Genomic DNA, 24743 nt, shown 5'->3' on the forward strand with positions numbered 1-24743 from the left:
ACCCCCCTTTTTCCCCCCCCCCATCAACCCCCCCCCGCCGGGCGGCGGGCCCGCGGCGCCCCGCGCGCCCCCCCCCCCCGGGGGCCCCGACGTCGTTTGTGAGGGGCGGTGACCAAGCCCCGTCGAGGGCGTGGCAGGGCAGGCGGTCGTACGGTCGACGTACGGCCGGTCGAGGAAGGACTTTCCATGGGACGGCTTTTCGGCACCGACGGGGTGCGCGGGCTGGCGAACGGCAACGTGACGGGCGAGCTCGCGCTCGACCTCGGCGTCGCGGCGGCTCGCGTGCTCGCGAGCGGGCAGGAGGAGGGCCACCGGCCGCGCGCGGTGGTCGGGCGGGACACGCGGGTCTCGGGAGAGTTCCTGGGCGCGGCGCTCATCGCCGGGCTCGCGAGCGCGGGCGTCGACGTGAAGGACGTGGGCGTGCTGCCGACCCCGGCCGTCGCGTACCTGACGAGCACCATGGACGTCGACTTCGGCGTCGTGATCTCGGCCTCGCACAACCCGATGCAGGACAACGGGATCAAGTTCCTCGCGCGCGGCGGCGTCAAGCTCGACGACGCGGTCGAGGACCGCATCGAGAGCCTGCTCGGGCAGGAGTGGCAGCGCCCGACGCACGGCACGGTCGGCCGCATCTCGCCCGACCGCGGTCGCGCGGGCGGCGCGTACGTCGAGCACCTCATGGCGAGCATCGGCGCCGACGAGGACCACAAGCCGCTCGCCGGCCTGCGCATCGCGGTCGACTGCGCGAACGGCGCGGCGAGCGACGTCGGCCCGGCAGCCTTGCGCGCGGCCGGCGCCGACGTGGTGGTCATCAACGCGAGCCCCGACGGCCGCAACATCAACGCCGCGTGCGGCTCGAACCACCCGGAGCAGCTCCAGGCCGTCGTCGTGGCGTCCGAGGCGGACTTCGGCGTCGCGTTCGACGGCGACGCCGACCGCTGCATCGCGGTCGACCACGGCGGCACCGTCGTCGACGGCGACCAGATCATGGGCGTCCTCGCGCTCGCGCTCAAGGACGAGGGCGAGCTCCCGCACGACACGCTCGTCGTGACGGTGATGAGCAACCTGGGCCTCCTGCTCGCGATGCGCGACGCGGGGATCGCGACCGTCCAGACGGCCGTGGGCGACCGGTACGTCCTCGAGGAGATGCGGGCCCACGGCTACGGGCTCGGGGGCGAGCAGTCGGGGCACATCGTGCTGTCGCGCTACGCGACCACGGGGGACGGCGTGCTCACGGCCCTTCAGCTCGCGGCGCGCGTCCGGGCGACGGGCCAGAAGCTCGCCGACCTGGCGAGCGTCGTGCAGCGCCTCCCGCAGACGCTCCTCAACGTCTCCGGCGTGGACAAGGCGCGCGCGTCGAACGACGAGGCGCTGCTCGCCGCCGTCGCGGACGCGGAGCGGACCCTCGGCGAGACGGGCCGCGTGCTGCTGCGCCCGTCGGGCACCGAGCCGCTCGTGCGCGTCATGGTCGAGGCCGCGACGCAGCAGCAGGCCGACGCGGTCGCCGCACGGCTCGCGGGCGTCGTGCGGGACCGGCTCGCGCTGTGAGCGCGACGGGGCGGACGACGGGCGTGCGGCAGGGGGTCGACGAGGCGCTGCGCGAGCACGTGGTCGCGCTCCTCGACGCGTACGACGACGGCATCCTGCCGATCGTGCAGGCGGGTCAGCCCGTGCTGCGCACGCCGGCGGTGCCGTACGCCGGGCAGCTCGGCGACGTGCTGCCGCGGTTCCTCGACGCGATGCGCGCGACGATGCACGCGGCGCCCGGGGTGGGTCTCGCGGCGCCGCAGGTCGGGATCGGCCTCGCGGTCGCCGTCGTGGAGGATCCTGGCGCCCCCGACGCGGACGACGAGCGTGAGCGTCCCCCGCTCGCCTTCCGGGTGCTCGTCAACCCGCGGTACGAGGCCGTCGGCGACGAGACGAGGACGTTCTTCGAGGGCTGCCTGTCCGTGCACGGCTGGCAGGCGGAGCGGACGCGTGCCCGCTCGGTGCGCCTCACCGGGCAGGACGAGACGGGCCGGCCGGTCGACGACGTGCTCACCGGGTGGGCGGCGCGGATCGTCCAGCACGAGACCGACCACCTGCGCGGCGAGCTGTACGTCGACGGGGCCGACCTGCGCACCCTCTCGTCCACGCTCGGGGTCGCGCGGTTCCCGGGCGCGTCGCGCGAGGCGGGCTGACCGGGTCACGCGGTCCTGAGCGGCGCGGTACGGGAGCGTCGGCGCGGGAGACTACGGGGGTGGACCCGCTCAGCCGACTTCTCGCCGCGCCGCCCGACCTGCCGGTGGGGCACCACCTCCCCGAGGTGGTCGCCGCGGTGCGGGCGGCGGGGGCCGTCGTCGTGCAGGCACCGCCCGGCACGGGCAAGACGACCCTGGTGCCACCGGCACTCGCCGTCGCCCTGGGGGACGCCCCGGACAGTCGCGTCGTCGTGACGCAGCCCCGGCGGCTCGCGGCCCGGGCGGCTGCCCGGCGGCTCGTGACGCTGCTCGGCGAGGACCTCGGCGACACCGTCGGCTACACCGTGCGGGGCGAGTCGCGGACGTCGCGACGCACCCGGGTCGAGGTCGTCACGACGGGCACGCTCGTCCGCCGGCTCCAGCGCGACCCCGAGCTGCCGGGCGTGGCCGGGGTCGTGCTCGACGAGGTGCACGAGCGCCACCTCGAGGACGACCTCGCGCTCGCGCTCCTGGCGGACGTGCGCGAGAACCTGCGCGACGACCTCGCGCTCGTCGCGATGTCCGCGACGGTCGAGGCCGGGCGGACGGCGGAGGCGCTCGCCACGGGCTCGCGGGCGGTGCCGGTCGTCGCGGTCGAGGGCGGGCTCCACCCGGTCGACGTCGTCTGGTGCCCCGGGCGCGGCCCGCGCACGGACGCCCGCGGCACCGCGCCGGCGCTGCTCGACCACGTGGTCGCCACCACGCACCGCGCGCTGCGCGAGCGGACGGGCGACGTCCTCGTGTTCGTCCCGGGCGCGCGCGAGGTGGACACCGTCGCGGGCCTGCTGGCACGCGGGTTGTCGGACGTGGACGTGCGCCCGCTGCACGGCCGCCTGCCCCCGCGCGAGCAGGACCGGGCGCTCGAACCCGGGCCGCGGCGCCGGGTCGTGGTCTCGACGGCGGTCGCGGAGTCGTCCCTCACCGTCCCGGGCGTGCGGGTCGTCGTGGACGCCGGGCTCGCGCGCGAGCCGCGCACGGACGTGCGCCGCGGGCTGCCGGGCCTCGTGACGGTGGCCGTCAGCCGCGCGGGCGCCGAGCAGCGCGCCGGCCGTGCCGGGCGCGAGGGCCCGGGGGCCGTGTACCGGTGCTGGTCGGAGGGCGACCACGCACGGCTCGCGCGGCACCCGGAGCCGGAGATCCGCACGGCCGACCTCACCGGGTTCGCGCTCGAGCTCGCGTGCTGGGGCAGCCCCGACGGCGCGGGGCTCGCGCTGCTGGACCCCCCGCCACCGGCCGCCTGGGCCGCCGCGCGTGACGTGCTGCACGGCCTGGGAGCCGTGGGACCCGACGGGGTGACGCCGCTCGGGCGCCGCATCGCCGCCGTCCCCGCCGACCCTCGGCGTGCGCGGGCGCTGCTCGACGCCGTCCCCGAGGTGGGGGCGCGGCTCGCCGCGGAGGTCGTGGCGCTGCTCTCGGAGGACGTGCGCGTCCCGGGGGCAGATCTGCCGGCCGCGCTGCGCGCGCTGCGCCGCGGGGGTCCGGGCTCCGGCGCGTGGGCCGCGCAGCGGGACCGGCTCGAGCGGGTGGCGCGTGCCGCCGCGTCCGAGGACGACGCCGTCGGGGGAGCGGAGCGGGGCGTGCGGCGCGGGCTGGCCGACGACGCCGCCGTCGGGCACGTCGTCGCGCTCGCGCACCCCGACCGGCTGGCCCGGCTGCGGCCGGGCGGCGAGACCTACCTCCTGGTCTCGGGGGCCGGCGCACGGCTGCCTCCAGCGTCGCCGCTGCAGGGTTCGCCGTGGCTCGCGGTCGCCGACGTGGACCGGACGGCGGGTCGGGCGGACGCCGTCGTGCGGTCCGCCGCGCCCGTCGACGAGGCGACGGCGCGGGCCGCCGCGGCGACCGAGCTGCGGTCGACCGGCGTCGCCGAGTGGGCGGGCGGGCGCGTGCGCGCCACCCGGGTGACCTCGCTCGGCGCGATCGAGCTCGTGCGCGAGCCCTGGCGCGACCCGCCCGCCGACCTCCTGGTGGCGACCGTGCGTGACGGGCTGCGCCGGGACGGTCTCGCGAGCCTCCCGTGGTCCGGCGGCGCGCTCCGGCTGCGCGACCGCCTGAGGTTCGTGCACCGCGCGATGGGGAACCCGTGGCCCGACGTGGGTGACGACGCGCTCCTCGACGGCCTCGACGCCTGGCTCGGCCCTGACGTCCCTGCCGTCGCGCGGGGCAGGAGCACCGACCTCGCGGGCGCGCTGCGCCGCCTGCTGCCGTGGCCCGAGGCCGCCCGCCTCGACGCGCTCGCGCCCGAGCGGCTCGAGGTGCCGAGCGGGTCGCGCGTCGCGGTGGACTACGCGCAGGACCAGCCGGTGCTGGCCGTCCGGCTCCAGGAGACGTTCGGCTGGGCGAGCACGCCGCGCGTCGCGGACGGGCGCGTGCCCGTGCTGCTGCACCTGCTCTCCCCGGCGGGTCGCCCGGCCGCGGTCACGGCAGACCTGGCCTCGTTCTGGGTGCAGGGCTACCCGCAGGTGCGCGCCGAGCTGAGGGGCCGCTACCCCAAGCACGCGTGGCCGCAGGACCCGAGCACCGCCCAGCCGCTGCGGGGGACGCCGCGCCCGCGCCGGCGCGACGCGTGAGCGGGTGGAGGGCCCTGGTCCTCACGACGTACGCTCTCGTCGCGAGAAGTCGTTCGTCGGGATGACGCGTCGTCGGCCGCGGCACGGAAGACTCGTCACCGGGCGCGGCGCTGCCGGGCGGGAATCCTCAGGGGTGAACCGGGGGTTTCCCTGATGGTCGACGTCGTCGCGCTCCGTAGGCTTGTCGTGGCGCAGGACGCCCGACCTGCCGCCGCCGCCAGCCTGGCCTCCCCGCCAGCCGACGAACGAGGACGCCGTTGCCCGACGCCGTGTCGACCTTCCTGGAGAATCTGGAGACCTGGATTCTCGCCCTCGCGGCGTCCGCGTGGATCTATCCCGCGCTGTTCGGCTTCGCCACGATCGACGGGTTCTTCCCGCCCATCCCGAGCGAGTCCGTCGTCATCACGCTCGCCGTGTCCGCGCACGCGACCGGCGAGCCCAACCTGCTGCTCGTGCTCCTGGTCGCCGCGGCGGGCGCGTGGACGGGCGACCAGATCGCGTTCTCGATCGGCCGCGCCATCGGCACCGACCGCGTCCGGTTCCTGCGCTCACCGCGGGGCCGCAAGGCCGTGGCCTGGGCGGAGCGGGCGCTCGCGCACCGCGGGGCGTCGTTCATCCTCGCCGCGCGCTACATCCCCGTCGGCCGCGTCGCGGTGAACATGACGGCCGGCGCCGTGGGGTACCCGCGCCGCCGCTTCATGGCGTTCTCCGGGATCGCGGCCGTCACGTGGGCGGTGTACTCGGTCCTCATCGGTCTCGTCGCGGCCCAGTGGCTGGGCCACGAGCCGCTCCTCGCGATGGTCGTCGGCGTCGTCCTCGGGGTTGCTACCGGCTTCGTCATCGACCGCGTGCTCATGATGCGCGCGCGGCACCGGGGCGAGCTCCCCGTGGTGGTCCCCGTGCCCGCGGCGCCGACGAGCAGCGATCCGGCCCTGCAGGGTACGAGCGCGGACGTGACCGGCACGGTGGGAACCGGTACCGAGGTGACCGGCGACGACGTGACCGGCGCCGAGGAGGGCGTGTCGTCCGGCGCCCCGGGACCGTCGCCGTCGGGGAGCACGGGCGGGCCGGGCACGCCGCGCACGCCGGGCGCGGCACCCCGCGCCTGAGCCGAGCGGCCGTCGGCCGGATCCTGGTGGCGGGTCCCGCCCGCCGCGGCGTCGCGCAGGCTCAGAGGTCGCGCAGGCTCAGAGCTTGCGCAGCCGGACCCGCTGGACCGAGTGGTCCGAGCCCTTGGTGAGCACGAGCGTCGCGCGGCCGCGCGTCGGCAGGATGTTCTGCTCGAGGTTCGGGGCGTTGATCGCGTCCCAGATCGACTTCGCCTTCTCGACCGCCTGCTCGTCCGTGAGGTCGGCGTAGCGGCGGAAGTACGACTCGGGCCGGGCGAACGCCGTGCGGCGCAGGGCGAGGAACCGGTCGACGTACCACTGCCGGATGTTGCGCGTGCGGGCGTCGACGTAGATCGAGAAGTCGAAGAAGTCGGAGACCGCGACCGTGGACTCGTCGTGCGCGCTCGGCCGGGCCGGCTGGAGGACGTTCAGCCCCTCGACGACCAGCACGTCAGGCTTGCGCACGACCGCCTCCGCCCCGGGCACGATGTCGTACGTGAGGTGGTCGTAGACGGGTGCCTTGACCTCGGCGTGGCCCGCCTTGACCTTGGACAGGAACCGGATGAGCGCGCGGCGGTCGTAGGACTCGGGGAACCCCTTGCGGTCCATGAGCCCGCGGCGGGCCAGCTCCGCGTTGGGGTAGAGGAAGCCGTCGGTCGTGATGAGCTCCACGCGCGGCGTCTCGGGCCAGCGGGCCAGCATCTCGCGCAGGACGCGCGCCGTCGTGGACTTGCCCACCGCGACCGACCCCGCGACGCCGATGACGTACGGCGTGTTGCCCGTCTCCTCCCGGAGGAACGTCGACGTCGCCTCGTGGAGCCCCGACGTCGCGGTCACGTAGAGGTTGAGCAGGCGCGAGAGCGGGCGGTACACGGCGTCGACCTCTGCGAGGTCGATGGGGTCGCCGAGGCCGCGCAGCCGGGTGACGTCGTCGTCCGTCAGGGGGAGCGGCGTCGACTCCGACAGGCGGCTCCACACCGCGCGGTCGAGGTCGACGTACGGCGAGGACGACGGTGCCGCGAGATGGGCCGGCAGGAGGTCGGACGGGTCGTCGACGGGGAAGGGCACCCGCCCGATTCTGCCGGATCCGCGGCGGTGCTGGTGCACGAGGGCCTGCGACCCCGGCACCGGCAGCACAGGAGGAGCGCGAGCGGTCGACGTCGGACGCGTCTCGGGGGGCCAGGCCTCGCGAACGTCACGGGAGGGTGCTCAGCGCGCACCGGCCCCCGCGCCGCGCTCCGGGTGCGTGGCACGACGACGGCGCGGCGCGGGCTCGACGGCGGGGCCGGGACCGGCGAGCGCGAGGTCGGGCAGCCGTGCCATGAGGGCGAGCGCGTCGGCCGGGGCGTGCGCGTGGACGTCGTTGTCGAGGTAGACCTCGACGTCGTGACCGGCCTCGCACCAGGTCCGGACGCGCTCGGCCCACGCGTCGAGGACGCGTGGCCGGTAGCCGCTCGTGTACAGCTCCTGGTCGCCGTGGAGCCGCACGTACACGAGGCGGCTCGTGACCGCCTCCACGAGCGGCCAGTGGCCCGCGCCGTCCGAGATCGCGAAGGCCACCCGGTGCCGTCGCAGGAGGTCCAGCGCCTCGGCGCTCGCGAAGGACTCGTGGCGCGGCTCGAGCGCGTGGACCAGCGGACGGTCGACGTCCACGTCGGTCCAGGCGGGTGCGCGCAGGCGGTCGTCGTGGTCGCGGGCGAGGCGGGCGGCCTCGGCCGTCGTGCGGGGCAGGAGGGAGAGGAACTCGTCGAGCAGCGCGGGGTCGAAGGTCGTGCGCGCCGGGAGCTGCCACAGGACGGGACCGAGCCGGTCGCCGAAGGCGAGGACGCCGCTCGCGAAGAAGTTGGCGAGGGGCGTGCGCACGTCCCGCAGCCGCTTCATGTGGGTGACGAAGCGCGGTCCCTTGACCGCGAACGTGAAACTCTCGGGCGTCTGCTCGCGCCACGCGACGAACGACGACGGACGTTGCAGCGAGTAGAACGACCCGTTGAGCTCGACCGCGGGGAACACGGACGCGACGTGCTCGAGCTCACGGCGCTGCGGGACGCCGGGCGGGTAGAACGGGCCGCGCCAGTCGGCGTACCGCCATCCTGAGAGACCGATCCGTACGGTGGGCACGAGGTCCACCCTCACCGGCCCGGGCGCCGTTCGCCCGCGGGACGTTTTTGGCAGCGGACCTCACGAAAAGCCGCGGGATCGTGCGGCTCCGGAGCGGCGCACGTCCGTGGCTAGACTCGATCACCATGTGCGGAATCGTGGGCTACGTAGGCCCTGGAACCATGGTCGGAGAGGCCTCGGGGCGACCCCTCGACGTCGCTCTCGAAGGACTCGGCAGGCTCGAGTACCGCGGCTACGACTCGGCCGGGGTCGCGCTCGTCGCGCCCGGGATCGACGCCGTCGCGTTCGCGAAGAAGTCGGGCAAGCTCGCGAACCTCGTCGAGGAGATCGACCTGCACCCGCTCCCCGCGGCGACCGCGTCGATCGGGCACACGCGGTGGGCGACGCACGGCGGCCCGACCGACACCAACGCCCACCCGCACCTCGCGGACGACGACCGCCTCGCGGTCATCCACAACGGGATCGTCGAGAACTTCGCGACGCTCAAGTCCGAGCTGCTCGCCGAGGGCGTGCGGTTCCGGTCGGAGACGGACACCGAGGTCGCGGCGCAGCTCCTGGCTCGTGCCTACCGCGAGACCAAGGACCTCACGCTCGCGATGGGGCAGGTCGCCCGCCGCCTCGAGGGCACGTTCACGCTCCTGGCCGTCCACGCCGACTCGCCCGACACGGTCGTGGGCGCGCGGCACGACTCGCCGCTCGTCGTCGGGCTCGGGGAGGGCGAGAACTTCCTCGGCTCCGACGTCGCGGCGTTCATCTCCCACACCAAGGAGGCGCTCGAGCTCGGCCAGGACCAGATCGTCACGATCACCCCGACGGCCGTCGAGGTGACGGACTTCGACGGGAACCCGGCCGAGGCCAAGCGCTACACGGTCGACTGGGACGCCGCCGCCGCGGAGAAGGGCGGCTTCTCGTCCTTCATGGACAAGGAGATCCACGACCAGCCGCACGCCGTCGCGGACACGCTGCTCGGCCGCACGGACCCGTCGGGCAAGCTCGTGCTCGACGACCTGCGCATCGACGAGGCCGTGCTGCGGTCGGTCGACAAGATCATCGTCGTGGCGTGCGGGACGGCCGCGTACTCGGGCCACGTCGCCAAGTACGCGATCGAGCACTGGTGCCGCATCCCGGTCGAGGTCGAGCTCGCGCACGAGTTCCGCTACCGCGACCCGATCGTCGACGAGAAGACGCTCGTCGTGGCCGTGACGCAGTCCGGAGAGACGATGGACACGCTCATGGCCGTGCGCCACGCGCGCGAGCAGGGCGCCAAGGTCATCTCGATCGTCAACACGCACGGGTCGACCATCCCGCGCGAGTCCGACGCCGTGCTCTACACGCACGCCGGGCCGGAGATCGCGGTCGCCTCGACCAAGGCGTTCCTGTCGCAGATCACCGCCGCGTACCTCCTGGGCCTGTACCTCGCGCAGCTGCGCGGGAACAAGTTCCCCGACGAGATCTCGGCGATCCTCGAGGACCTGCGCGACATGCCGCGCAAGATCCAGACCGTCATCGAGCGCGGCGAGTACGTCCGCGCGACCGCCCGGTCCATGAAGGACGCGAAGTCGGTGCTGTTCCTGGGCCGGCACGTCGGGTTCCCCGTCGCGCTCGAGGGTGCGCTCAAGCTCAAGGAGCTCGCGTACATCCACGCCGAGGGCTTCGCGGCGGGCGAGCTCAAGCACGGGCCGATCGCGCTCATCGACGAGGGTCAGCCGGTGTTCGTCGTCGTGCCGTCGCCCAAGGGCCGCGAGGGCCTGCACTCGAAGGTCATCTCGAACATCCAGGAGATCCGAGCCCGCGGGGCGCGGACGCTCGTCATCGCCGAGGACGGGGACGACGCCGTGCGCCCCTACGCGGACGAGATCTTCTGGATCCCCGAGTCGCCCACGCTGCTCTCGCCGCTGCTGGCCGTCGTGCCGCTGCAGATCTTCGCGATGGCGCTCGCGACGGCCAAGGGCCTCGACGTCGACCAGCCGCGCAACCTCGCGAAGTCGGTCACGGTCGAGTAGCCCTCGCGGAACCCGTCAGGCACTGACCAGGTGGTCCTGGTTCGTCCCGTCTCCCGGACGAGCCAGGACCACCTGCTCGTCGTGGTGGGATCGCCTGGTCGGGGACCAGGCGGGACGGCGTCCGGCCGTAGGGTGAGCGCATGATCAAGGGCGTGGGGATCGACGTCGTGGACGTCGCGCGGTTCATGGAGACCCTCGAGCGGACGCCCCGGCTGCGGGAGAAGTTGTTCACGGCCGCCGAGCGCGACCTGCCGCCCGCGTCGCTCGCCGCGCGGTTCGCCGCGAAGGAGGCCATCGCCAAGGCGCTGGGGGCTCCCGCGGGCATGCGCTGGCACGACGCGACGGTGCACCGCGTCGTCGGCGGCCCGCCGGAGGTCGAGATCACCGGCACGGTCGCGGCGCGCGCGGACGCGCTCGGTATCACCGCCTGGCACCTGAGCATCTCCCACGACGCCGGCATCGCCTCGGCCATGGTCGTCGCGGAGGGCTGACCGCCCGCCGCGCGCTGTGGGCATCTCATGCGCCCGGTGACCGGCCGAGAACCGGGCCCTTTTCACGCCCACACGGTGCGGCGGTCAGGACTGGAGGGCCGGGATGACCTGGCGCTGGAAGAGCTCGAGCTGGTCGCGGTCGGTCGCGGCGAACGGGAAGTAGCCGATCGCGTAGCCGAGGCCCTGGTCGCGCAGACCCGTGAGCGTCTCGACGATCTGCTCCGGCGTCCCGACGAGCGGACCGCCCCGCCACGACGCGACGTTGTCGTCCGCCTTCTCGGGGAACCAGCGCCGCGCGTGCTCCTCGATCCGGTCCAGCCGGTCCGCGACGTCCTGCTCGGTCTCGCCGATGACGACGTTGTAGTTGGCCGAGCGCGTGATCTCGCCGAAGTCGCGACCGAGGTCGCGGCAGTGCTGCTCGAGCACCGCGGACTTGTGCGCGAACCCCTCGGGCGAGCCGTCGAAGTTCGTGTACTGCGCATGCCGGGCGGCGATGCGCAGCGTCTTCTTCTCGCCGCCGCCCGCGATCCACAGCGGGATGCTCGGCTTCGCGCCCTCGCCGTCCACGACGACCTGCTGGAGGGGCTGCGGGTAGCACAGCGCGCCGTCCACCTGGTAGCGCTGGCCCTCGAACGTGCCCGACGACCCCGTGCGCCACATGCGCGCCATGATCTCGACGCCCTCGTCGAGCGCGCGCAGGCGCTCGCCCGCGCTCGGGAACCCGTACCCGTACGCGCGCCACTCGTGCTCGTACCAGCCCGCGCCGATGCCCATCTCGAGCCGACCGCCGGAGACGTGGTCGACGGTCGCGGCGACCTTCGCCAGGTACGTCGGGTCCCGGTACGCCATGCACGTGCACATCTGGCCGAGGCGCACGCGCTGCGACGCCGCCGCGAACGCGGCCATGAGCGTCCACGCCTCGTGCGTCGCCTCGGTGCTCGGGGTCGGCGTGGTGTGGAAGTGGTCGTAGACCCACACGCCGTCCCACGCGAACTCGCCGCCCGGCAGGGGCTCGCCCGCCGCGGCGTTGTCGGCGTAGTGCAGGAGGGAGAGCATGGTCTTCCAGTGGTCCTCGGGCGCGACGTCGACGAGGTCGTAGCGCCAGCCCTGGGGGATGAAGAGTCCGAATCGCATGGTCGTCACCCTATGCGGGGTCGTGCGGAGGCCCGCCCTGCGACGTCCGCCGTCTCACCCTGCGGTGGTCCGCGGAGGCGACCCGGGCACGGGGTCGGCAGGATGAGGTCATGATCGAAGCCTGGTCCGCGGCCGACGTGCGCGCCGCCGAGGAGCCTCTGCTCGCCTCGGGCGTCCCGCTCATGCAGCGTGCCTCGTTCGCGCTCGCGACGATCGTCGCGCGCGACCTGGCGCGACGACGCTCGGTCGCCCTGCCCGACGGCGGACGCCGGGACGGGCGCGTGACGGGGGCCCGGGCGGTCCTGCTCGTGGGGTCGGGCAACAACGGCGGGGACACGCTCCACGCGGGCGCGTACCTGGCGCGCCGGGGCGTCGAGGTGCTGGCCGTCCTCACCGGCGAGCACGCGCACGCGGGCGGGCTCGCGGCGCTCCTCGACGCGGGTGGGCGCGTCGAGGTGCTCGTCGGCAGTCCCGACGACACGACGCGGCCCGACCGGCCGCACGACCACCTGGACCCGCACGTCGCCGACCGGGTCGCCGCGCAGGTCGCGCGCGCCGACGTCGTGCTGGACGGCCTCGTCGGCATCGGCGCCCGGGGACCGCTGCGCGGCGTCGCGGCGGACCTCGTGCGGCACGTCACCGCGGTGCTCGACGGCGACGCGCACGCGGGCGGGGAGCCTGGCGGCGACGGCGTGCCCGGGAACGGCGGCGGGCGCTCTTCCGGGGCCGGGGTGCGCGGGCGCCCCTGGGTCGTCGGGGTCGACGCGCCGAGCGGGGTCGGCGTCGACGACGGCACGGTCACCGGACCGGTGCTGCGGGCCGACCGCACGGTGACGTTCGGTGCGGCCAAGCCCGGGCTCCTCCTGCCGCCCGCGACGCACCTCGCCGGGCACGGCGCGGTCGTGGACATCGGGCTGCGCCTGGGCGCTCCGGCCGAGGGCGGCGGCGCCCCGCGGCCCGTCGTGCGGCGCCTCGAGCGCGCGGACGTCGCGGCTCGATGGGTCGTGCCGGGGCCGACCGACCACAAGTACACGCGCGGCGTCGTCGGCGTCGTCGCGGGCACGCCGACCTTCCCGGGCGCGGCGGTGCTCGTCGCGAACGCCGCGGTCCGCACCGGCCCGGGCATGGTCCGCTACCGCGGGCCCGACGACGTCACGCGTGCGGTGCTCGCGGCCCGGCCCGAGGTGGTGCCCGCCGCGGGCCGCGTGCAGTCCTGGGTGCTCGGACCCGGCGTGCCGCCCGTCCCCGGACCGGACGAGGACCCCGTGGACGACGGCGGCCAGCACGAACGGGTCCGGTACGCGCTCGCGGCCGCGACGGGCGAGCTCGCCGCGGACGTCGTGGGGGAGCGGGTGCCCGTGGTGGTCGACGCCGGGGCGCTGTCCCTGCTGCCCGACCGGTGCCCGCCGTCGGTCGTCCTCACCCCGCACGCGGGCGAGCTCGCGACGCTCCTGCGGGCGCGCGGCGACGACGTGACGCGCGAGGACGTCGAGGCCGAGCCGCTGCGGTGGGCGCGGCGCGCGCACGAGGCCACCGGTGCGACGGTGCTGCTCAAGGGGTCGGCGACCGTCGTCGTCGGGCCGGAGGGCGCGTGGTCCCAGGCGGACGCGCCGGCCTGGCTCGCGACGGCGGGGGCGGGGGACGTGCTCGCGGGGATCCTCGGCACCGTGCTGGCGGCGCACGCCGCGCGGGTCGTCCGGGAGCCGGGGCTGGCCGCGGAGCTCGCTGCGGTGGCCGCCGTCGTGCACGGGCTCGCGGCGGAGCGGGCGAACCCGGGCGGCCCGGTCGCGGCGCTCGACGTCGCCGACGCGGTCCCCGCCGTCGTCGCGGAGCTGCTCGCCGCGCGCTGAGCGCTGGACCCACGCCGGTACCGTGGTGGGCGTGGTCCCCCTCCCCGTGCGCGACGGCCTCAACCCGACGCGCCTCGTGCTGCCGCACGACGCCGAGAGCGTCGCGCGCTACACGCGCACGCTCGACTACGTGCGCCACCGCTTCCCCGACGACGCGACCCGCCTGGCCGAGAAGGTCGCGGCGGGCGAGGTGGTCGACGGGCGCGGCCGGCCGGTGGACGCGACCACCCCGTACGAGCCGCGCGGCTTCGTGTTCCTCTACCGGGACCCGCCGGTGGAGCCCGAGGTGCCGTTCGAGGTCCGCGTGCTGCACCGCGACCGCGACCTGCTCGTCGTCGACAAGCCGCACTTCCTCGCGACGATCCCGCGAGGGTCGTACGTGGCGCGCTCGGTGCTCGTGCGGCTGCGGCGCGACCTCGACCTGCCCGACCTCAGCCCCGCGCACCGCCTCGACCGCGTCACCGCCGGCGTCCTGCTCCTCACGCTGCGCCCGCAGGTGCGCGGCGCGTACCAGGAGCTCTTCGCGCGGCGCGAGGTGCGCAAGACGTACGAGGCGGTGGCGCCGTGGGACCCCGCGCTGGAGCTGCCGGCGACCGTGCGCAGCCGCATCGTCAAGCGCCGCGGCGTCCTGCGCGCCGAGGAGGTCGACGGCGAGCCCAACGCGGAGAGCCGCGTCGACGTGATCGAGGCCGACCCGTCCCGCGGTCTCGCGCGCTACCGGCTCGAGCCGCACAGCGGCAAGACGCACCAGCTCCGGCTGCACATGGCGCGCCTCGGCGTGCCGATCGTGCACGACAACTTCTACCCCGAGCCGTACGACGTCGCTCCGGAGGACTACACCCGCCCGCTCCAGCTCGTCTCGCGCTCGCTCGCGTTCGCCGACCCGCTCTCGGGCCGTGAGCGCCGCTTCGAGACGGGCCGCGTGCTCGGCTCGTGGTGAGCGGACCGGTGACGCCCCGGTCCGCCGGCCGGCGACCGCTCGACCGTCCGCCGGGGGCGAGTGAGAGAATCGTCCACCGTGAGCGACACCCAGCGCACGACCCCGCCCGGCGCACCTGCCGGCACCCCTGACCCCTGCGCCTACCCGGCCCGTGCCGTCGTCGACCTGGCCGCGATCCGAGACAACGTCCGCGCCCTCGCCGGGCACGCGCCGTCGGCCCAGGTGATGGCGGTCGTCAAGGCCGACGCCTACGGGCACGGCCTCGTGGCGAGCGCGCTGGGTGCGCTCGCGGGCGGCGCGACGTGGCTCGGGACCGCGCAGCCGAGCGAGGCGCTCGCGCTGCGCGCCGCAGGGATCGGGGTGGACCGCGCGCGCGTCCTCACGTGGCTCTACCCGCCCGGCGCCCCGCTGCGCGTGCTCGTGGAGGCGGACGTCGACGTCTCGCTCGCCGCACGCTGGGCGGTCGACGAGGTCGTCGCCGCGGCCCGGGCCGCGGGCCGGACCGCGCGCGTGCACCTCGCGGTCGACACCGGCCTCGGGCGCAACGGGATCATGCCCGCCGACCTGCCCGACGTGCTCGACGCCGTCGCGCGCGCCCAGGCCGAGGGGGCGCTGCGCGTCGTCGGGCTCTGGTCGCACCTCGCGTTCGCGGACGAGCCCGGGCACCCGAGCGTCGTCGCGCAGGCCGACGTGCTCGACGAGGCCGTGCGCCTCGCCGAGCGCGCGGGCGTCACCCCCGAGCTGCGCCACCTCGCGAACTCGGCCGCGACGCTGACCGCGCCGCGTACCCACTACGACCTCGTGCGACCCGGCCTCGCGGTGTGGGGCATGACGCCCGTGCCGCAGCTCGGGCCGCCGTCCCGGTACGGGCTGCGCCCCGCGATGACGCTCGAGGCGCGCCTCGCCACGGTCAAGCGCGTGCCCGGCGGGCACGGCGTCTCCTACTCGCACCACTACACGACCCGGCAGGACACGACGCTCGGCGTCGTCCCCCTCGGCTACGGCGACGGGATCCCGCGGCACGCCTCGGGGGGCGGGCCCGCGGGGGCGCCCGGCGGCCCGGTCCTCGTCGGCGCGCGTCCCGGAGACGGCGGTCGGGTCCTGCGCGTCGCGGGCCGCGTGTGCATGGACCAGCTCGTGCTCGACCTCGGCCCGGACGCGGCCGAGCGCGCGGGCGACGTCGTCACGCTGTTCGGCGCGGGCGACGGCGTCGAGCACGACGGCGTCCCCACCGCCGAGGACTGGGCCCGGGCCGCCGGGACCATCAGCTACGAGATCACGACGCGCCTCGGCGCGCGCGTGCCGCGCGAGCACGTGGGGACCCACGTGCTCGACGACGGTGCGCGGGCGCTGCTCGCGCGCGACCCGAGCCAGCAGAGCACCGAAAGGACGGTCCGCGCATGACCGACGACCCGACCCCCTCGACGCCCTCCGCCGACGTGGCCGACGCGCACGGCGTCGTCGTGCTGCCCGACGCCGACGCGACCCGCGCGTTCGGCCGCGCCCTCGCGGGCGTGCTGCGCGCGGGCGACCTCGTGATCCTCACGGGCGACCTCGGCGCCGGGAAGACGACGCTCACCCAGGGCATCGGTGCCGGGCTCGGCGTGCGCGGCCAGGTCGCGTCGCCGACGTTCATCGTCGCGCGCGAGCACCCCTCGCTCGGCGACGGCCCGGCGCTCGTGCACGTGGACGCGTACCGCCTCGGCTCGCTCGACGAGGTCGACGCGCTCGACCTCGACTCGAGCCTGGACGAGTCGGTGACCGTCGTCGAGTGGGGCAGCGGGCTCGTGGAGGCGCTCGCGGGCGACCGCCTCGAGATCGTGCTCGAGCGCCCGCGCGGCGGCGTCGACGCTCGGTCGGACGACGCCCCGGACGCCGGGGAGCGGCGCGTGACCGTGCGCGGGGTCGGGACGCGCTGGTCCGGCCTCGACGTCGCCGCACTGACCCGGTAGCGCACCGCGAGGGGAACAGTCCCGGTCCCGGCCGTAGGCTGGGGGCCGTGGCTGTTCTCGCGCTCGACACCTCCGCCTCCGTCGCCGTCGCCGTCGTCTCCGACGACGGCGCCCGTCTCGCCCGCCGCGACGCCCCCGAGCGTCGCCGGCACGCCGAGGCGCTCGCCCCGCTCGTGGAGGAGGCGCTCGCCGAGGCCGGGGTCGACCGCCGCGACCTCACGGCCGTCGCCGTCGGCACGGGCCCCGCGCCCTTCACGGGCCTGCGGGTCGGTCTCGTCACCGCGCGCACGCTCGGCTTCGCGCTCGGCATCCCCGTGCTCGGCGTCCCGAGCCTCGACGCGATCGCCGCGCAGGCCGTGAGCGACCTCGGCCTCGAGCCCGACGACGAGCTGCTCGTCGCGACCGACGCCCGCCGCCGCGAGGTGTACTGGGCGCGCTACCGCGTCGTCGCGCACGAGGGCCCGCACGCCGTCCCGGTGCTGGAGACCGTCGCGGGTCCCGACGTCGGACCGGCGGCCGCCGTCGCCGAGCACGCCGCCGGCGCGGTCGTCGTGGGGGAGGGCGGCGAGCTCTACCCCGACGCCCTCGACGGCGCCGACGACGCGCCGCTCGTGCCCGACGCGGCCGTCCTCGCGCGGCTCGCGATCGCGCGCCGCGCCGCGGGGACGGACCAGCCGACCGAGCCGCTGTACCTGCGCCGCCCGGACGTCCACGAGGCCGCCGCCCGCAAGCGCGTGAGCGACGCCGTGCCCGCCCCGGCGCCCGAGGGGTCCCGTTGAGCGTGCGCCGCTACGAGATCCGCCTGCGTCCGCTCAGGGCGGCCGACCTCGACCGCGTCGTCGAGCTCGAGCGCGAGCTGTTCGGGCGCGGCGCCTGGACGTACGGGATGCTCGCGGACGAGCTCGCGGGCCTCGGGCGCTGGTACGTCGCCGCGGAGCCCGTGCGGCTCTACGCCGCCGGCCCGCAGCCCGTGGTCGGCTACGCGGGCCTGTGGTTCGACGGCGACGTCACCCAGGTCATGACCCTCGGCGTCGACCCCGCGTTCCAGCACCAGGGCGTCGGCTCGACCCTCCTGGAGGCGCTCATCGCCCGCTCGCGCGAGCTCGGCGCGAGCGCGGTGCTGCTCGAGGTGCGGGTCGACAACGACCCGGCGCTCGCGCTCTACGCGAAGTACGGGTTCGAGCAGCTCGGCGTCCGCAAGCGCTACTACCAGCCCGAGGACGTCGACGCCTACACGATGCGGCTCGAGCTCGGCGCGACCACGACACCCGACGGACCGGACACGCCGGACTACGGGACGGCGTCCGAGACCGGCGCCGTCGCATGACCGCGCCCGCGCCGCGCGGCCCGGGCCACGGCACGGACGACCGCGGGCCCGACGCCGCGCGCCGTGACCACGTCCTCGTCACCGTGCCCGTCCTGGCGGCGGCGCTCGCGGGGGAGCGCCCGCCCGTCGTGCTCGACGTGCGGTGGGCGCTCGGCGTCACTGACGGGCGCGAGCAGCACCGGGCGGGGCACGTCCCGGGCGCCGTCTACGTCGATCTCGAGACCGAGCTCGCGGCGCCGCCGTCGCCCGCCGCGGGTCGGCACCCGCTGCCCGAGCCCGCCGACCTCCAGGCCGCGGCGCGGCGCTGGGGCGTGCGCGCGGACCGACCGGTCGTCGTCTACGACGCCGTGGGCGGCACGTCCGCCGCGCGCGCCTGGTGGCTGCTGCGCTGGGCGGGTCACGACGACGTGCGGATCCTCGACGGCGGTCTCGCCGCCTGGCAGGCGGCCGGGCACGCGCTCGACGAGGGCGACGTGCGGCCCGAGCCGGGCGACGTCGTCGTCACGCCGGGCGGGATGCCCGTGCTCGACGCCGACGGCGCGGCCGACCTCGCGACGTCGGGCGTCCTGCTCGACGCGCGCGCGGCCGAGCGCTACCGCGGCGAGGTCGAGCCGGTCGACCCGCGCGCGGGACACGTCCCCGGCGCGGTGAGCGCGCCGACCACGGACAACCTCGCCGCCGACGGGGCGTTCCTCGCCGACGACGCGCTGCGGGAGCGGTTCGCCGGGCTCGGGGTCGTGGGGGTGACGGCGGAGACCGCGGCGGACGACCGTCCCGCCGTGGGCGTCTACTGCGGGTCGGGCGTGACCGCCGCGCACGAGGTCGCCGCGCTCGCGACGCTCGGCGTCGAGGCGGCCCTCTACGCCGGCTCGTGGTCCCAGTGGTCGAACGACCCTGCCCGGCCTGCCGCGACCTGACGAGCTCCCCCAGGACGCCGCGAGGCGGCGCCCGGTGGGGCGCCGCCTCGGCGGACGTGCGGTCGCGGCGGGGCCGCGGTGCGTGTCAGACGGTCGCGATGGCCTGCTCGGGCGCGAGGCGCGGCGAGCGCGGGTAGGGCGTGCCGGCGCCGTCGGCCACACCGACGTTGATGACGAGCATCGACTTCCAGCCGTTGTCGGCGAAGAACTCGGCGTCGATCCCGGCGCGGTCCATGCCGTTCATCGGGCCCGCGGCGAGGCCGGCGGCGCGCAGGCCGACGACGAGGTAGCCCGCCTGGATGTACGCGTTGTCGCGCGCCATGCCGTCGCGGACCTCGGGGACGCCGTGGAGGTTGTCGCGCATGCCGGGCACGTGCGGGAACAGCGTGTCGAGGTGCTCGTGGAACGCGGGGTCGTACGCGACGACGAGCGACAGCGGCGCGTTCGCCACGCGCTCCTTGTTGCCGTCGTTCATGTGCGCGACGAGGCGCTCGCGGGCCTCGGGCGTGCGCACGGCCAGGATGCGCAGCGGGACGGTGTTCATGGCCGTCGGGCCCCACTTGACGAGGTCGTAGACCGCGGCGAGCTGCTCGTCGGTCACCTCGGCGTCGGTGAACTGCGCGGTGGTGCGCGCCTCGCGGAAGAGGCGGTCGGCCGTGGTCTCGTCGATCTGCAGGCTCGCGGGAGCCAGGGTGTCGGTGCTCATGACCGAGGCAACGGTTGAGGATTGAACCATCTTCCCGGCAGACGGTGTGACGTGCGCGACACGACACGGACCGGCCGCGCGCGCGACTACCCTGGACGCCATGGTTTCCTCTGCGAGCTCCGGCGAGCCCCTGGTGCTCGGCATCGAGACGTCCTGCGACGAGACCGGCGTCGCGCTGGTCCGCGGTCGCGAGCTGCTCGTCGACACGGTCGCGAGCTCGATGGACGAGCACGCGCGCTACGGCGGCATCATCCCCGAGGTCGCGTCGCGCGCCCACCTCGAGGCGATGATCCCCACCATCGAGCGCAGCCTCGGCACGGCCGACGTCGACCTGTCCGAGGTCGACGCGATCGCCGTCACCGCCGGGCCGGGTCTCGTCGGCCCGCTGACGATCGGCGCGTCGGCCGCCAAGGCGCTCGCGCTCGCGCTCGGCAAGCCGCTCTACGGCGTCAACCACGTCATCGGCCACGCGGCCGTCGACGAGCTCGTGCACGGCGCGTTCCCGGAGCGTGTCATGGCGCTCGTGGTGTCCGGCGGGCACAGCTCGCTCCTCCTCGTCGACGACGTCGCGACGTCCGTCACCGAGCTCGGCTCGACGCTCGACGACGCGGCGGGCGAGGCGTTCGACAAGGTCGGGCGCCTGCTCGGCCTCCCGTACCCGGGCGGGCCGCACATCGACCGTCTCGCGCGCGAGGGCGACCCGACGGCGATCCGGTTCCCGCGCGGCCTCACGGCGCGCAAGGACCAGGAGAAGCACGCGTACGACTTCTCGTTCTCCGGCCTCAAGACGGCCGTCGCGCGGTGGGTCGAGGCCCGGCAGGACGCGGGGGAGGAGATCCCCGTGCACGACGTCGCCGCCTCCTTCGCGGAGTCCGTCGCCGACGTGCTCACCGCCAAGACCATCGCGGCGTGCGAGCGGAACGGCGTGTCGACGCTCGTCGTCGGCGGTGGCTTCAGCGCGAACTCGCAGCTGCGCGACATGGCCGCGAAGCGCTGCGCGGAGGCGGGCATCGAGCTGCGCATCCCGCCGATCCGCTACTGCACCGACAACGGCGCGATGATCGCCGCGCTCGGGTCGGCCGTCGTGCGGGCCGGCGTGGCGCCGTCGAGCCTCGACATCGGCGTGGACTCGTCGATGCCGCTGACCGTGACGCACGTGTGACCTCCGAGCCCGGCCTGACGCCCGACGAGGCGCTCCGCCGCGCGCGCGCGTGGGCCCAGGCGGCCGCCGCGTCGCGCCCCGGGCCGGAGCGGGCCCAGGCCGAGCACGCCGCGGCGTACTGGACGGCGCAGCACCGGGCGCTCCTCGCGTCCGTGCCTGTGCCTGTGCCCGCCTACGGGTCCGCCACGGCGCCCGTGGGAGCGCCGCGCGGCCCCTCCTCCGGGACGGCCCACGTCCCTGCCTACGGGACGCCGGCCGCCACGACCGCTCCGCCGTACGGCCAGTCCTCCGGCGCTCCCGCGACCCGGCCCGCGTACGGGGCCCCGGCGGCGACCGCACCCGCGTACGGGGCGTCCACCGTCTCGTGGGAGGTGCCGCGCCGCCGTCGGGGACGTGCCGGGCGGGTCGTGATGTTCGTCCTCGTGCTCGTGGTGTCCGTCGTCGCGTACCTCGTCAACGACGTGCGCGAGGCGCGGGACGACGGCGCGGTCCTGCCCACCGCGCAGGAGGGCGCCGTGCCGCCCCCCACGGTCTGGGAGGACCCGAGCCCCGACGCGAGCGCGTCGGCCACCGGCGTGGAGGCCGCCTGGAAGGCGGGCGAGTACGCCGAGCCGCTGCCCGACCCCGTGCCGGGCGCGACGCAGACGACGCCCTTCCTGCCCGACCACCCCGACCCCACGGCGTGGCTGCTCGCCCTCAACCCCGCCAACGAGGGCGTGCAGGTGGTGTTCACCGACGACCCGACGCTCAACTGCGGCATGGAGCACGTCGCGGAGCACGACGCGTACGCGACGGGCTCGGCGGGCTGCTTCCAGCCCGCCCACCCGACCGTGCTGTTCGTGTGGTGGGGCGAGGACTCCGACCCGGCGACCAAGCAGGTCCTGCTCGCGCACGAGCTGTCGCACATGCTCCAGTGGTGGCACGAGTTCGACCTGCTCCAGTCGGCCGTCGACTCCGGGTTCGCGGAGGACGAGGAGTGGACGCACGCGCTCGAGACCGACGCGACGTGCCGCGTGCTGTCGTGGGGCGGGTACTCGGAGGCGGCGGCGGACCGCACGTCGTCGCCGTGCGACGCCGACGACTGGTCGCCGACGTGGCTCGCCGACCGCGCCGCGGACCTCGGCGTGGTCCTGCGCGACTACTGACCGTCCCCGGTGGACCGTCAGAGCGGACGGCCCGCCCGCATCTCCGCGACGAGCGAGCGCACGACGGCGTCCAGCTCGCCCCCGTTGCGGCGCGCGACCGCCCGCTGGCGCTGGTAGGACGCACCGCGCCGCACGATCGTGCGCACGCCGTCGAGCTCGTCCAGGCACCCGAGCCGTGCGGCGACGGGCTCGAGCTCGACGAGCAGGCGCCCGACGGCGTCGGTCACGAGCTCCTCGTTGCCCTCGCGGTCGAGGATGATGATCGCGTCCATGCCGTAGCGCGCGGAGCGCCACTTGTTCTCCTGCGCGAACCACGGGGGGATGCTCGGGAGCTCGCGGCCCTCGTCGAGCAGCGTGGAGAAGTGCTCGACCAGGCAGTGCGTGAGCGCGGCGAGCGCGAGCAGCTCGGAGATGTTCGTGACGCCGTCGCAGATGCGGGTCTCGAGCGTGCCGAACTGCGGGGCGGGGCGCAGGTCCCAGCGGATCTCGTCGAACGCGTCGATGACCCCCGTGTGCAGCATGTCCGCGACGTAGCCCTCGAGCTCCTCCCACGTGGCGAACTGGAACGGGAGCCCCGCGGTGGGGAGCTGCTGGAACATGAGCGCGCGGTTCGACGCGTACCCGGTGTCCTTGCCGCCCCAGAACGGCGAGCTCGCCGAGAGCGACTGCAGGTGCGCGAACGTCGTGAGCATCGCGCGCTGGATCGGCAGCACCTTGGCGCGGTCCTCGATGCCGACGTGCACGTGCACGCCGTAGATGAGCATCTGCCGGCCCCACCACTGAGTGCGGTCGATGAGGGTGTTGTAGCGCTGCTTGTCGGTGACCTTCTGCTGCGCCCAGCGCGCGAACGGGTGCGTGCCCGCGCTCATGAGCTCCACGCGCAGCGGGTCGGTCACCGCCCGGAGCTCCTCGATCGAGCGCTCGAGGTCGCGACCCGCCTCCCCGACGGTGCGGCACACGCCGCTCACGACCTCGACCGTGTTCAGCAGCAGCTCCTGCTTGATCGACGGGTGCGTGCCCCCGCCCTCCGGGCGCACCGCGTCGAGGACCGTCTGCGCGACCTGGCGCAGGTCGCCCGAGTCGGCGTCGACGAGCGCGAGCTCCCACTCCAGCCCGACGGTCGAGCGCTCCGACCGGGCGAACGGGATCGCGGTGCGCCGCGGCAGGACGCTCACCGCGGACCCTCCTGGACACCGCTCTGCGGGGCGCCAGTCGAGGTGGCGGCGAGCGGCTCGACGACGAGGACCTGCTGGGACCCGCCCACACGCGTCAGGACGATCGTGGCGGTCGCGTCGCCCGTGAGGGCGAGCTGGCGGCGGAGCTGCTCGGGCGTGACGGCCGTGCCGCGCTTCTTGATCGTCAGGCGTCCCACGCCGCGCTCGCGCAGGTACGAGCGCAGCCGCTTGAGGCCGAACGGCATCGTGTCGAGCACGCGGTAGCCGCGCGCGAGGCCGTCCGCGAGCCCGGTCGCGTCGAGGGGCGCGGGGAAGTCGGTCGTCACGTACGCGATCGTCCGGTCGAGCAGCCGCCCGCCCAGCCCACGGGCGGCGTGGGCGACGAGCCCCGCGCGGATGACCGCGCCGTCGGGCTCGTAGAGGTAGTGCCCGACGCCGCCCACGTCGGGTGCGACGTCCTCGTCGCCCGGGCGGTGGGCGACCCGGCGCGTCGTGGTGCGCTCGGTCCCGTCCGGGCCGGTCCACGTCGTGAGGACGAGCGCGGAGCGGCCCGGTCCCTCGGGCGCGAGCGGCCCGAACCAGAGGCCCGCCTCCACCACGTCGCCGTCGACCGAGACCCACTCCGTCTCGGCGTCCTCGGGCAGGCCGTCGTGCGGGATCCCGGGACCGACCTTGATGCCCACGGCGGGGACGCGCTCGCGCAGCGCCCACACCGCGTCGAGCGGCGGGGCGTACGCCTTCGGGTCGAACACGCGCTTGCCGCCCCGTGTCCGCCGGGCGGGGTCCGCGTACACGCCCTCGACCCGCTCGCCCTCGAGATCGAGCGCGAGCCCGTCGCCGTGGCGCACCTCGGCCTCGGGGAAGTGGCGCAGGTTCACGGTGGCGATCGCCGCGGTGAGCTCGTCGACGTCGGTCGCGAGCACCTCGAGCTCCGCGGCGGCGAACGCGAGGGCGTCGACGCCGATCCCGCTCGTGAGGTCGGCGATGCGCCCGATGCCCGCCTCCTGGTAACGCCGCGCGTGCAGGCCCGCGACGACGAGCCGGCTCGCCTGCTCCAGCCCCGCCTGCGTGAAGAGCATGCCGTCGGCGAACGCGCCGAGCTTGCCGCGGGCCGCCGCGCGCAGCCGCGACTGCGTGAGCGCCGCGGCGGCGAGGTCCGGGTCGACGCCCTTCGCGCGCAGCCCCGCCGAGAGCACGAGCGCCTGCTGCTCGTCGTACGGTGGGAGCGCGCCGAGCAGCGCCCAGCCCTCGGGGCTGAGCAGCTTGGTCAGCGTGGCGGCGTCCATGGCGTCGATCCTTCCACGGGGGAGGGGGACCACGCGCAGCCGGGACCCGGATCGTCCCGAGGGGCGGACGTTGGCACTCGCCTTGACCGAGTGCTAACGGCGACCTAGATTTGAGGTCGTGCCGCCACCGCTCGCGGAGGCGGCACCACGTGCGACCAGGCTGTCCGGCACCCGCGACGACGGCCAGCCGGTGCGCTCGACCCATCCGTTGCAGTTCTCACCGCGAAAGGGGAGGTCCGACGTGTCGGTCCCCATCAAGCCGCTCGAGGACCGGATCGTCGTGAAGGCCCTCGAGGCCGAGACCACGACCGCATCCGGCCTGGTCATCCCGGACACCGCCAAGGAGAAGCCCCAGGAGGGCGAGGTCCTGGCCGTCGGTCCGGGCCGTGTCGACGACAACGGCAACCGCGTCCCGCTCGACGTGACCGTCGGCGACAAGGTCATCTACAGCAAGTACGGCGGCACCGAGGTCAAGTACGGCGGCGTGGACTACCTGGTCCTGTCCGCGCGCGACATCCTCGCCGTGGTGGTCGGCTGACGCCGACCCGTTCCAGCAGCAGGGCCCCCCCCCCGCCCCGGCGCGGGCCCGGCGGGGGGCCGGGGCGGGGGGCCCCCCCCGCGGCAGGATCGGGGGACCGACGA

22 protein-coding genes are annotated in these 24743 nt (G+C 75.6%); 16 read left to right on the forward strand and 6 right to left on the reverse strand.

The annotated features are described in order from the left end of the window. The first annotated feature begins 186 nt into the window (after window positions 1–186). From glmM to ACFWH7_RS01660, 4 genes are all read left to right on the forward strand, one after another. Window positions 187–1548, forward strand: coding sequence for a phosphoglucosamine mutase (gene glmM, locus ACFWH7_RS01645; RefSeq protein WP_378214698.1), 1362 nt, complete (start codon window positions 187–189; stop codon window positions 1546–1548). Next, on the forward strand, window positions 1545–2180 hold the full coding sequence (locus ACFWH7_RS01650; protein ID WP_378214699.1) for a peptide deformylase: 636 nt from the start codon (window positions 1545–1547) through the stop codon (window positions 2178–2180). Before glmM ends, ACFWH7_RS01650 begins: the two co-directional genes overlap by 4 nt. A 59-nt stretch (window positions 2181–2239) precedes the next feature. Further along, window positions 2240–4786, forward strand: coding sequence for an ATP-dependent helicase HrpB (gene hrpB, locus ACFWH7_RS01655; protein WP_378214700.1), 2547 nt, complete (start codon window positions 2240–2242; stop codon window positions 4784–4786). Between the two features lie 257 nt (window positions 4787–5043). Continuing rightward, entirely contained in the window at window positions 5044–5895 is an 852-nt protein-coding gene (locus tag ACFWH7_RS01660) for a DedA family protein (protein ID WP_378214701.1), read from the forward strand. Between the two features lie 78 nt (window positions 5896–5973). On the opposite strand, the gene coaA is transcribed toward ACFWH7_RS01660, so the two are convergent. Continuing rightward, the gene (gene coaA / locus ACFWH7_RS01665; protein ID WP_378214702.1) at window positions 5974–6963 is read right to left on the reverse strand and encodes a type I pantothenate kinase; all 990 of its coding nucleotides are present in this window, start codon (window positions 6961–6963) and stop codon (window positions 5974–5976) included. A 141-nt stretch (window positions 6964–7104) separates the two neighbouring features. Continuing rightward, the gene (locus ACFWH7_RS01670) at window positions 7105–8013 is read right to left on the reverse strand and encodes a DUF72 domain-containing protein (RefSeq protein WP_378214703.1); all 909 of its coding nucleotides are present in this window, start codon (window positions 8011–8013) and stop codon (window positions 7105–7107) included. A 125-nt stretch (window positions 8014–8138) separates the two neighbouring features. Between ACFWH7_RS01670 and glmS the strand changes: the two genes are divergently transcribed. Together glmS and ACFWH7_RS01680 are read left to right on the forward strand one after the other, a co-directional pair. Next, window positions 8139–10016, forward strand: a complete 1878-nt coding sequence (glmS, locus tag ACFWH7_RS01675) for a glutamine--fructose-6-phosphate transaminase (isomerizing) (protein ID WP_378214704.1) — start codon at window positions 8139–8141, stop codon at window positions 10014–10016. A 140-nt stretch (window positions 10017–10156) separates the two neighbouring features. Then, window positions 10157–10507, forward strand: coding sequence for a holo-ACP synthase (locus ACFWH7_RS01680; protein ID WP_253050828.1), 351 nt, complete (start codon window positions 10157–10159; stop codon window positions 10505–10507). Between the two features lie 84 nt (window positions 10508–10591). Here the strand turns inward: ACFWH7_RS01680 and ACFWH7_RS01685 are convergent, their stop codons facing one another. Beyond that, window positions 10592–11641: a TIGR03560 family F420-dependent LLM class oxidoreductase gene (locus tag ACFWH7_RS01685; RefSeq protein WP_378214705.1), complete on the reverse strand. Its 1050-nt coding sequence runs from the start codon at window positions 11639–11641 to the stop codon at window positions 10592–10594. 110 nt (window positions 11642–11751) lie between these two features. Here ACFWH7_RS01685 and ACFWH7_RS01690 point away from each other — a divergent pair, with 110 nt between their 5' ends. The 7 genes from ACFWH7_RS01690 (at window position 11752) to ACFWH7_RS01720 (ending at window position 18627) form a co-directional block, all read left to right on the forward strand. Next, window positions 11752–13491 carry a bifunctional ADP-dependent NAD(P)H-hydrate dehydratase/NAD(P)H-hydrate epimerase gene (locus tag ACFWH7_RS01690; RefSeq protein ID WP_378214706.1) on the forward strand — a complete coding sequence of 580 codons (1740 nt, stop codon included), beginning with the start codon at window positions 11752–11754 and terminating at the stop codon, window positions 13489–13491. Window positions 13492–13522: 31 nt separating this feature from the next. After that, window positions 13523–14431: a pseudouridine synthase gene (locus tag ACFWH7_RS01695; RefSeq protein ID WP_378214707.1), complete on the forward strand. Its 909-nt coding sequence runs from the start codon at window positions 13523–13525 to the stop codon at window positions 14429–14431. 78 nt (window positions 14432–14509) lie between these two features. Next, window positions 14510–15835 (forward strand): alanine racemase, encoded by a 1326-nt coding sequence (gene alr, locus ACFWH7_RS01700; RefSeq protein ID WP_378214708.1) that lies wholly within the window; start codon window positions 14510–14512, stop codon window positions 15833–15835. Beyond that, window positions 15832–16383: a tRNA (adenosine(37)-N6)-threonylcarbamoyltransferase complex ATPase subunit type 1 TsaE gene (tsaE, locus tag ACFWH7_RS01705; protein WP_378214709.1), complete on the forward strand. Its 552-nt coding sequence runs from the start codon at window positions 15832–15834 to the stop codon at window positions 16381–16383. The genes alr and tsaE overlap by 4 nt, the downstream gene beginning before the upstream one ends. A gap of 47 nt (window positions 16384–16430) precedes the next feature. After that, window positions 16431–17162 carry a tRNA (adenosine(37)-N6)-threonylcarbamoyltransferase complex dimerization subunit type 1 TsaB gene (gene tsaB / locus ACFWH7_RS01710; protein ID WP_378214710.1) on the forward strand — a complete coding sequence of 244 codons (732 nt, stop codon included), beginning with the start codon at window positions 16431–16433 and terminating at the stop codon, window positions 17160–17162. Continuing rightward, window positions 17159–17710 (forward strand): ribosomal protein S18-alanine N-acetyltransferase, encoded by a 552-nt coding sequence (gene rimI, locus ACFWH7_RS01715; RefSeq protein ID WP_378214711.1) that lies wholly within the window; start codon window positions 17159–17161, stop codon window positions 17708–17710. Before tsaB ends, rimI begins: the two co-directional genes overlap by 4 nt. After that, complete coding sequence (locus ACFWH7_RS01720) at window positions 17707–18627, forward strand: sulfurtransferase (protein ID WP_378214712.1); 921 nt, start codon at window positions 17707–17709, stop codon at window positions 18625–18627. The genes rimI and ACFWH7_RS01720 overlap by 4 nt, the downstream gene beginning before the upstream one ends. An 85-nt stretch (window positions 18628–18712) precedes the next feature. Here ACFWH7_RS01720 and ACFWH7_RS01725 read toward each other — a convergent pair whose 3' ends face one another. Next, window positions 18713–19333 carry a malonic semialdehyde reductase gene (locus ACFWH7_RS01725; protein ID WP_378214713.1) on the reverse strand — a complete coding sequence of 207 codons (621 nt, stop codon included), beginning with the start codon at window positions 19331–19333 and terminating at the stop codon, window positions 18713–18715. A gap of 100 nt (window positions 19334–19433) precedes the next feature. On the opposite strand from ACFWH7_RS01725, the gene tsaD reads away from it, so the two are divergent. Beyond that, the gene (tsaD, locus tag ACFWH7_RS01730) at window positions 19434–20495 is read left to right on the forward strand and encodes a tRNA (adenosine(37)-N6)-threonylcarbamoyltransferase complex transferase subunit TsaD (protein WP_378214714.1); all 1062 of its coding nucleotides are present in this window, start codon (window positions 19434–19436) and stop codon (window positions 20493–20495) included. Next, complete coding sequence (locus ACFWH7_RS01735; protein WP_378214715.1) at window positions 20492–21640, forward strand: hypothetical protein; 1149 nt, start codon at window positions 20492–20494, stop codon at window positions 21638–21640. The genes tsaD and ACFWH7_RS01735 overlap by 4 nt, the downstream gene beginning before the upstream one ends. Window positions 21641–21657: 17 nt before the next feature. Here the strand turns inward: ACFWH7_RS01735 and ACFWH7_RS01740 are convergent, their stop codons facing one another. Beyond that, on the reverse strand, window positions 21658–22806 hold the full coding sequence (locus ACFWH7_RS01740) for a glutamate--cysteine ligase (protein ID WP_141388587.1): 1149 nt from the start codon (window positions 22804–22806) through the stop codon (window positions 21658–21660). Between the two features lie 5 nt (window positions 22807–22811). Then, complete coding sequence (locus tag ACFWH7_RS01745) at window positions 22812–24101, reverse strand: class I SAM-dependent methyltransferase (protein ID WP_378214716.1); 1290 nt, start codon at window positions 24099–24101, stop codon at window positions 22812–22814. A 241-nt stretch (window positions 24102–24342) separates the two neighbouring features. On the opposite strand from ACFWH7_RS01745, the gene groES reads away from it, so the two are divergent. Beyond that, window positions 24343–24639: a co-chaperone GroES gene (gene groES / locus ACFWH7_RS01750; protein ID WP_047233053.1), complete on the forward strand. Its 297-nt coding sequence runs from the start codon at window positions 24343–24345 to the stop codon at window positions 24637–24639. Window positions 24640–24743: the final 104 nt, after the last annotated feature.

This window comes from Cellulosimicrobium cellulans (genome assembly GCF_042723955.1).
Classification (GTDB): domain Bacteria; phylum Actinomycetota; class Actinomycetes; order Actinomycetales; family Cellulomonadaceae; genus Cellulosimicrobium; species Cellulosimicrobium cellulans_H.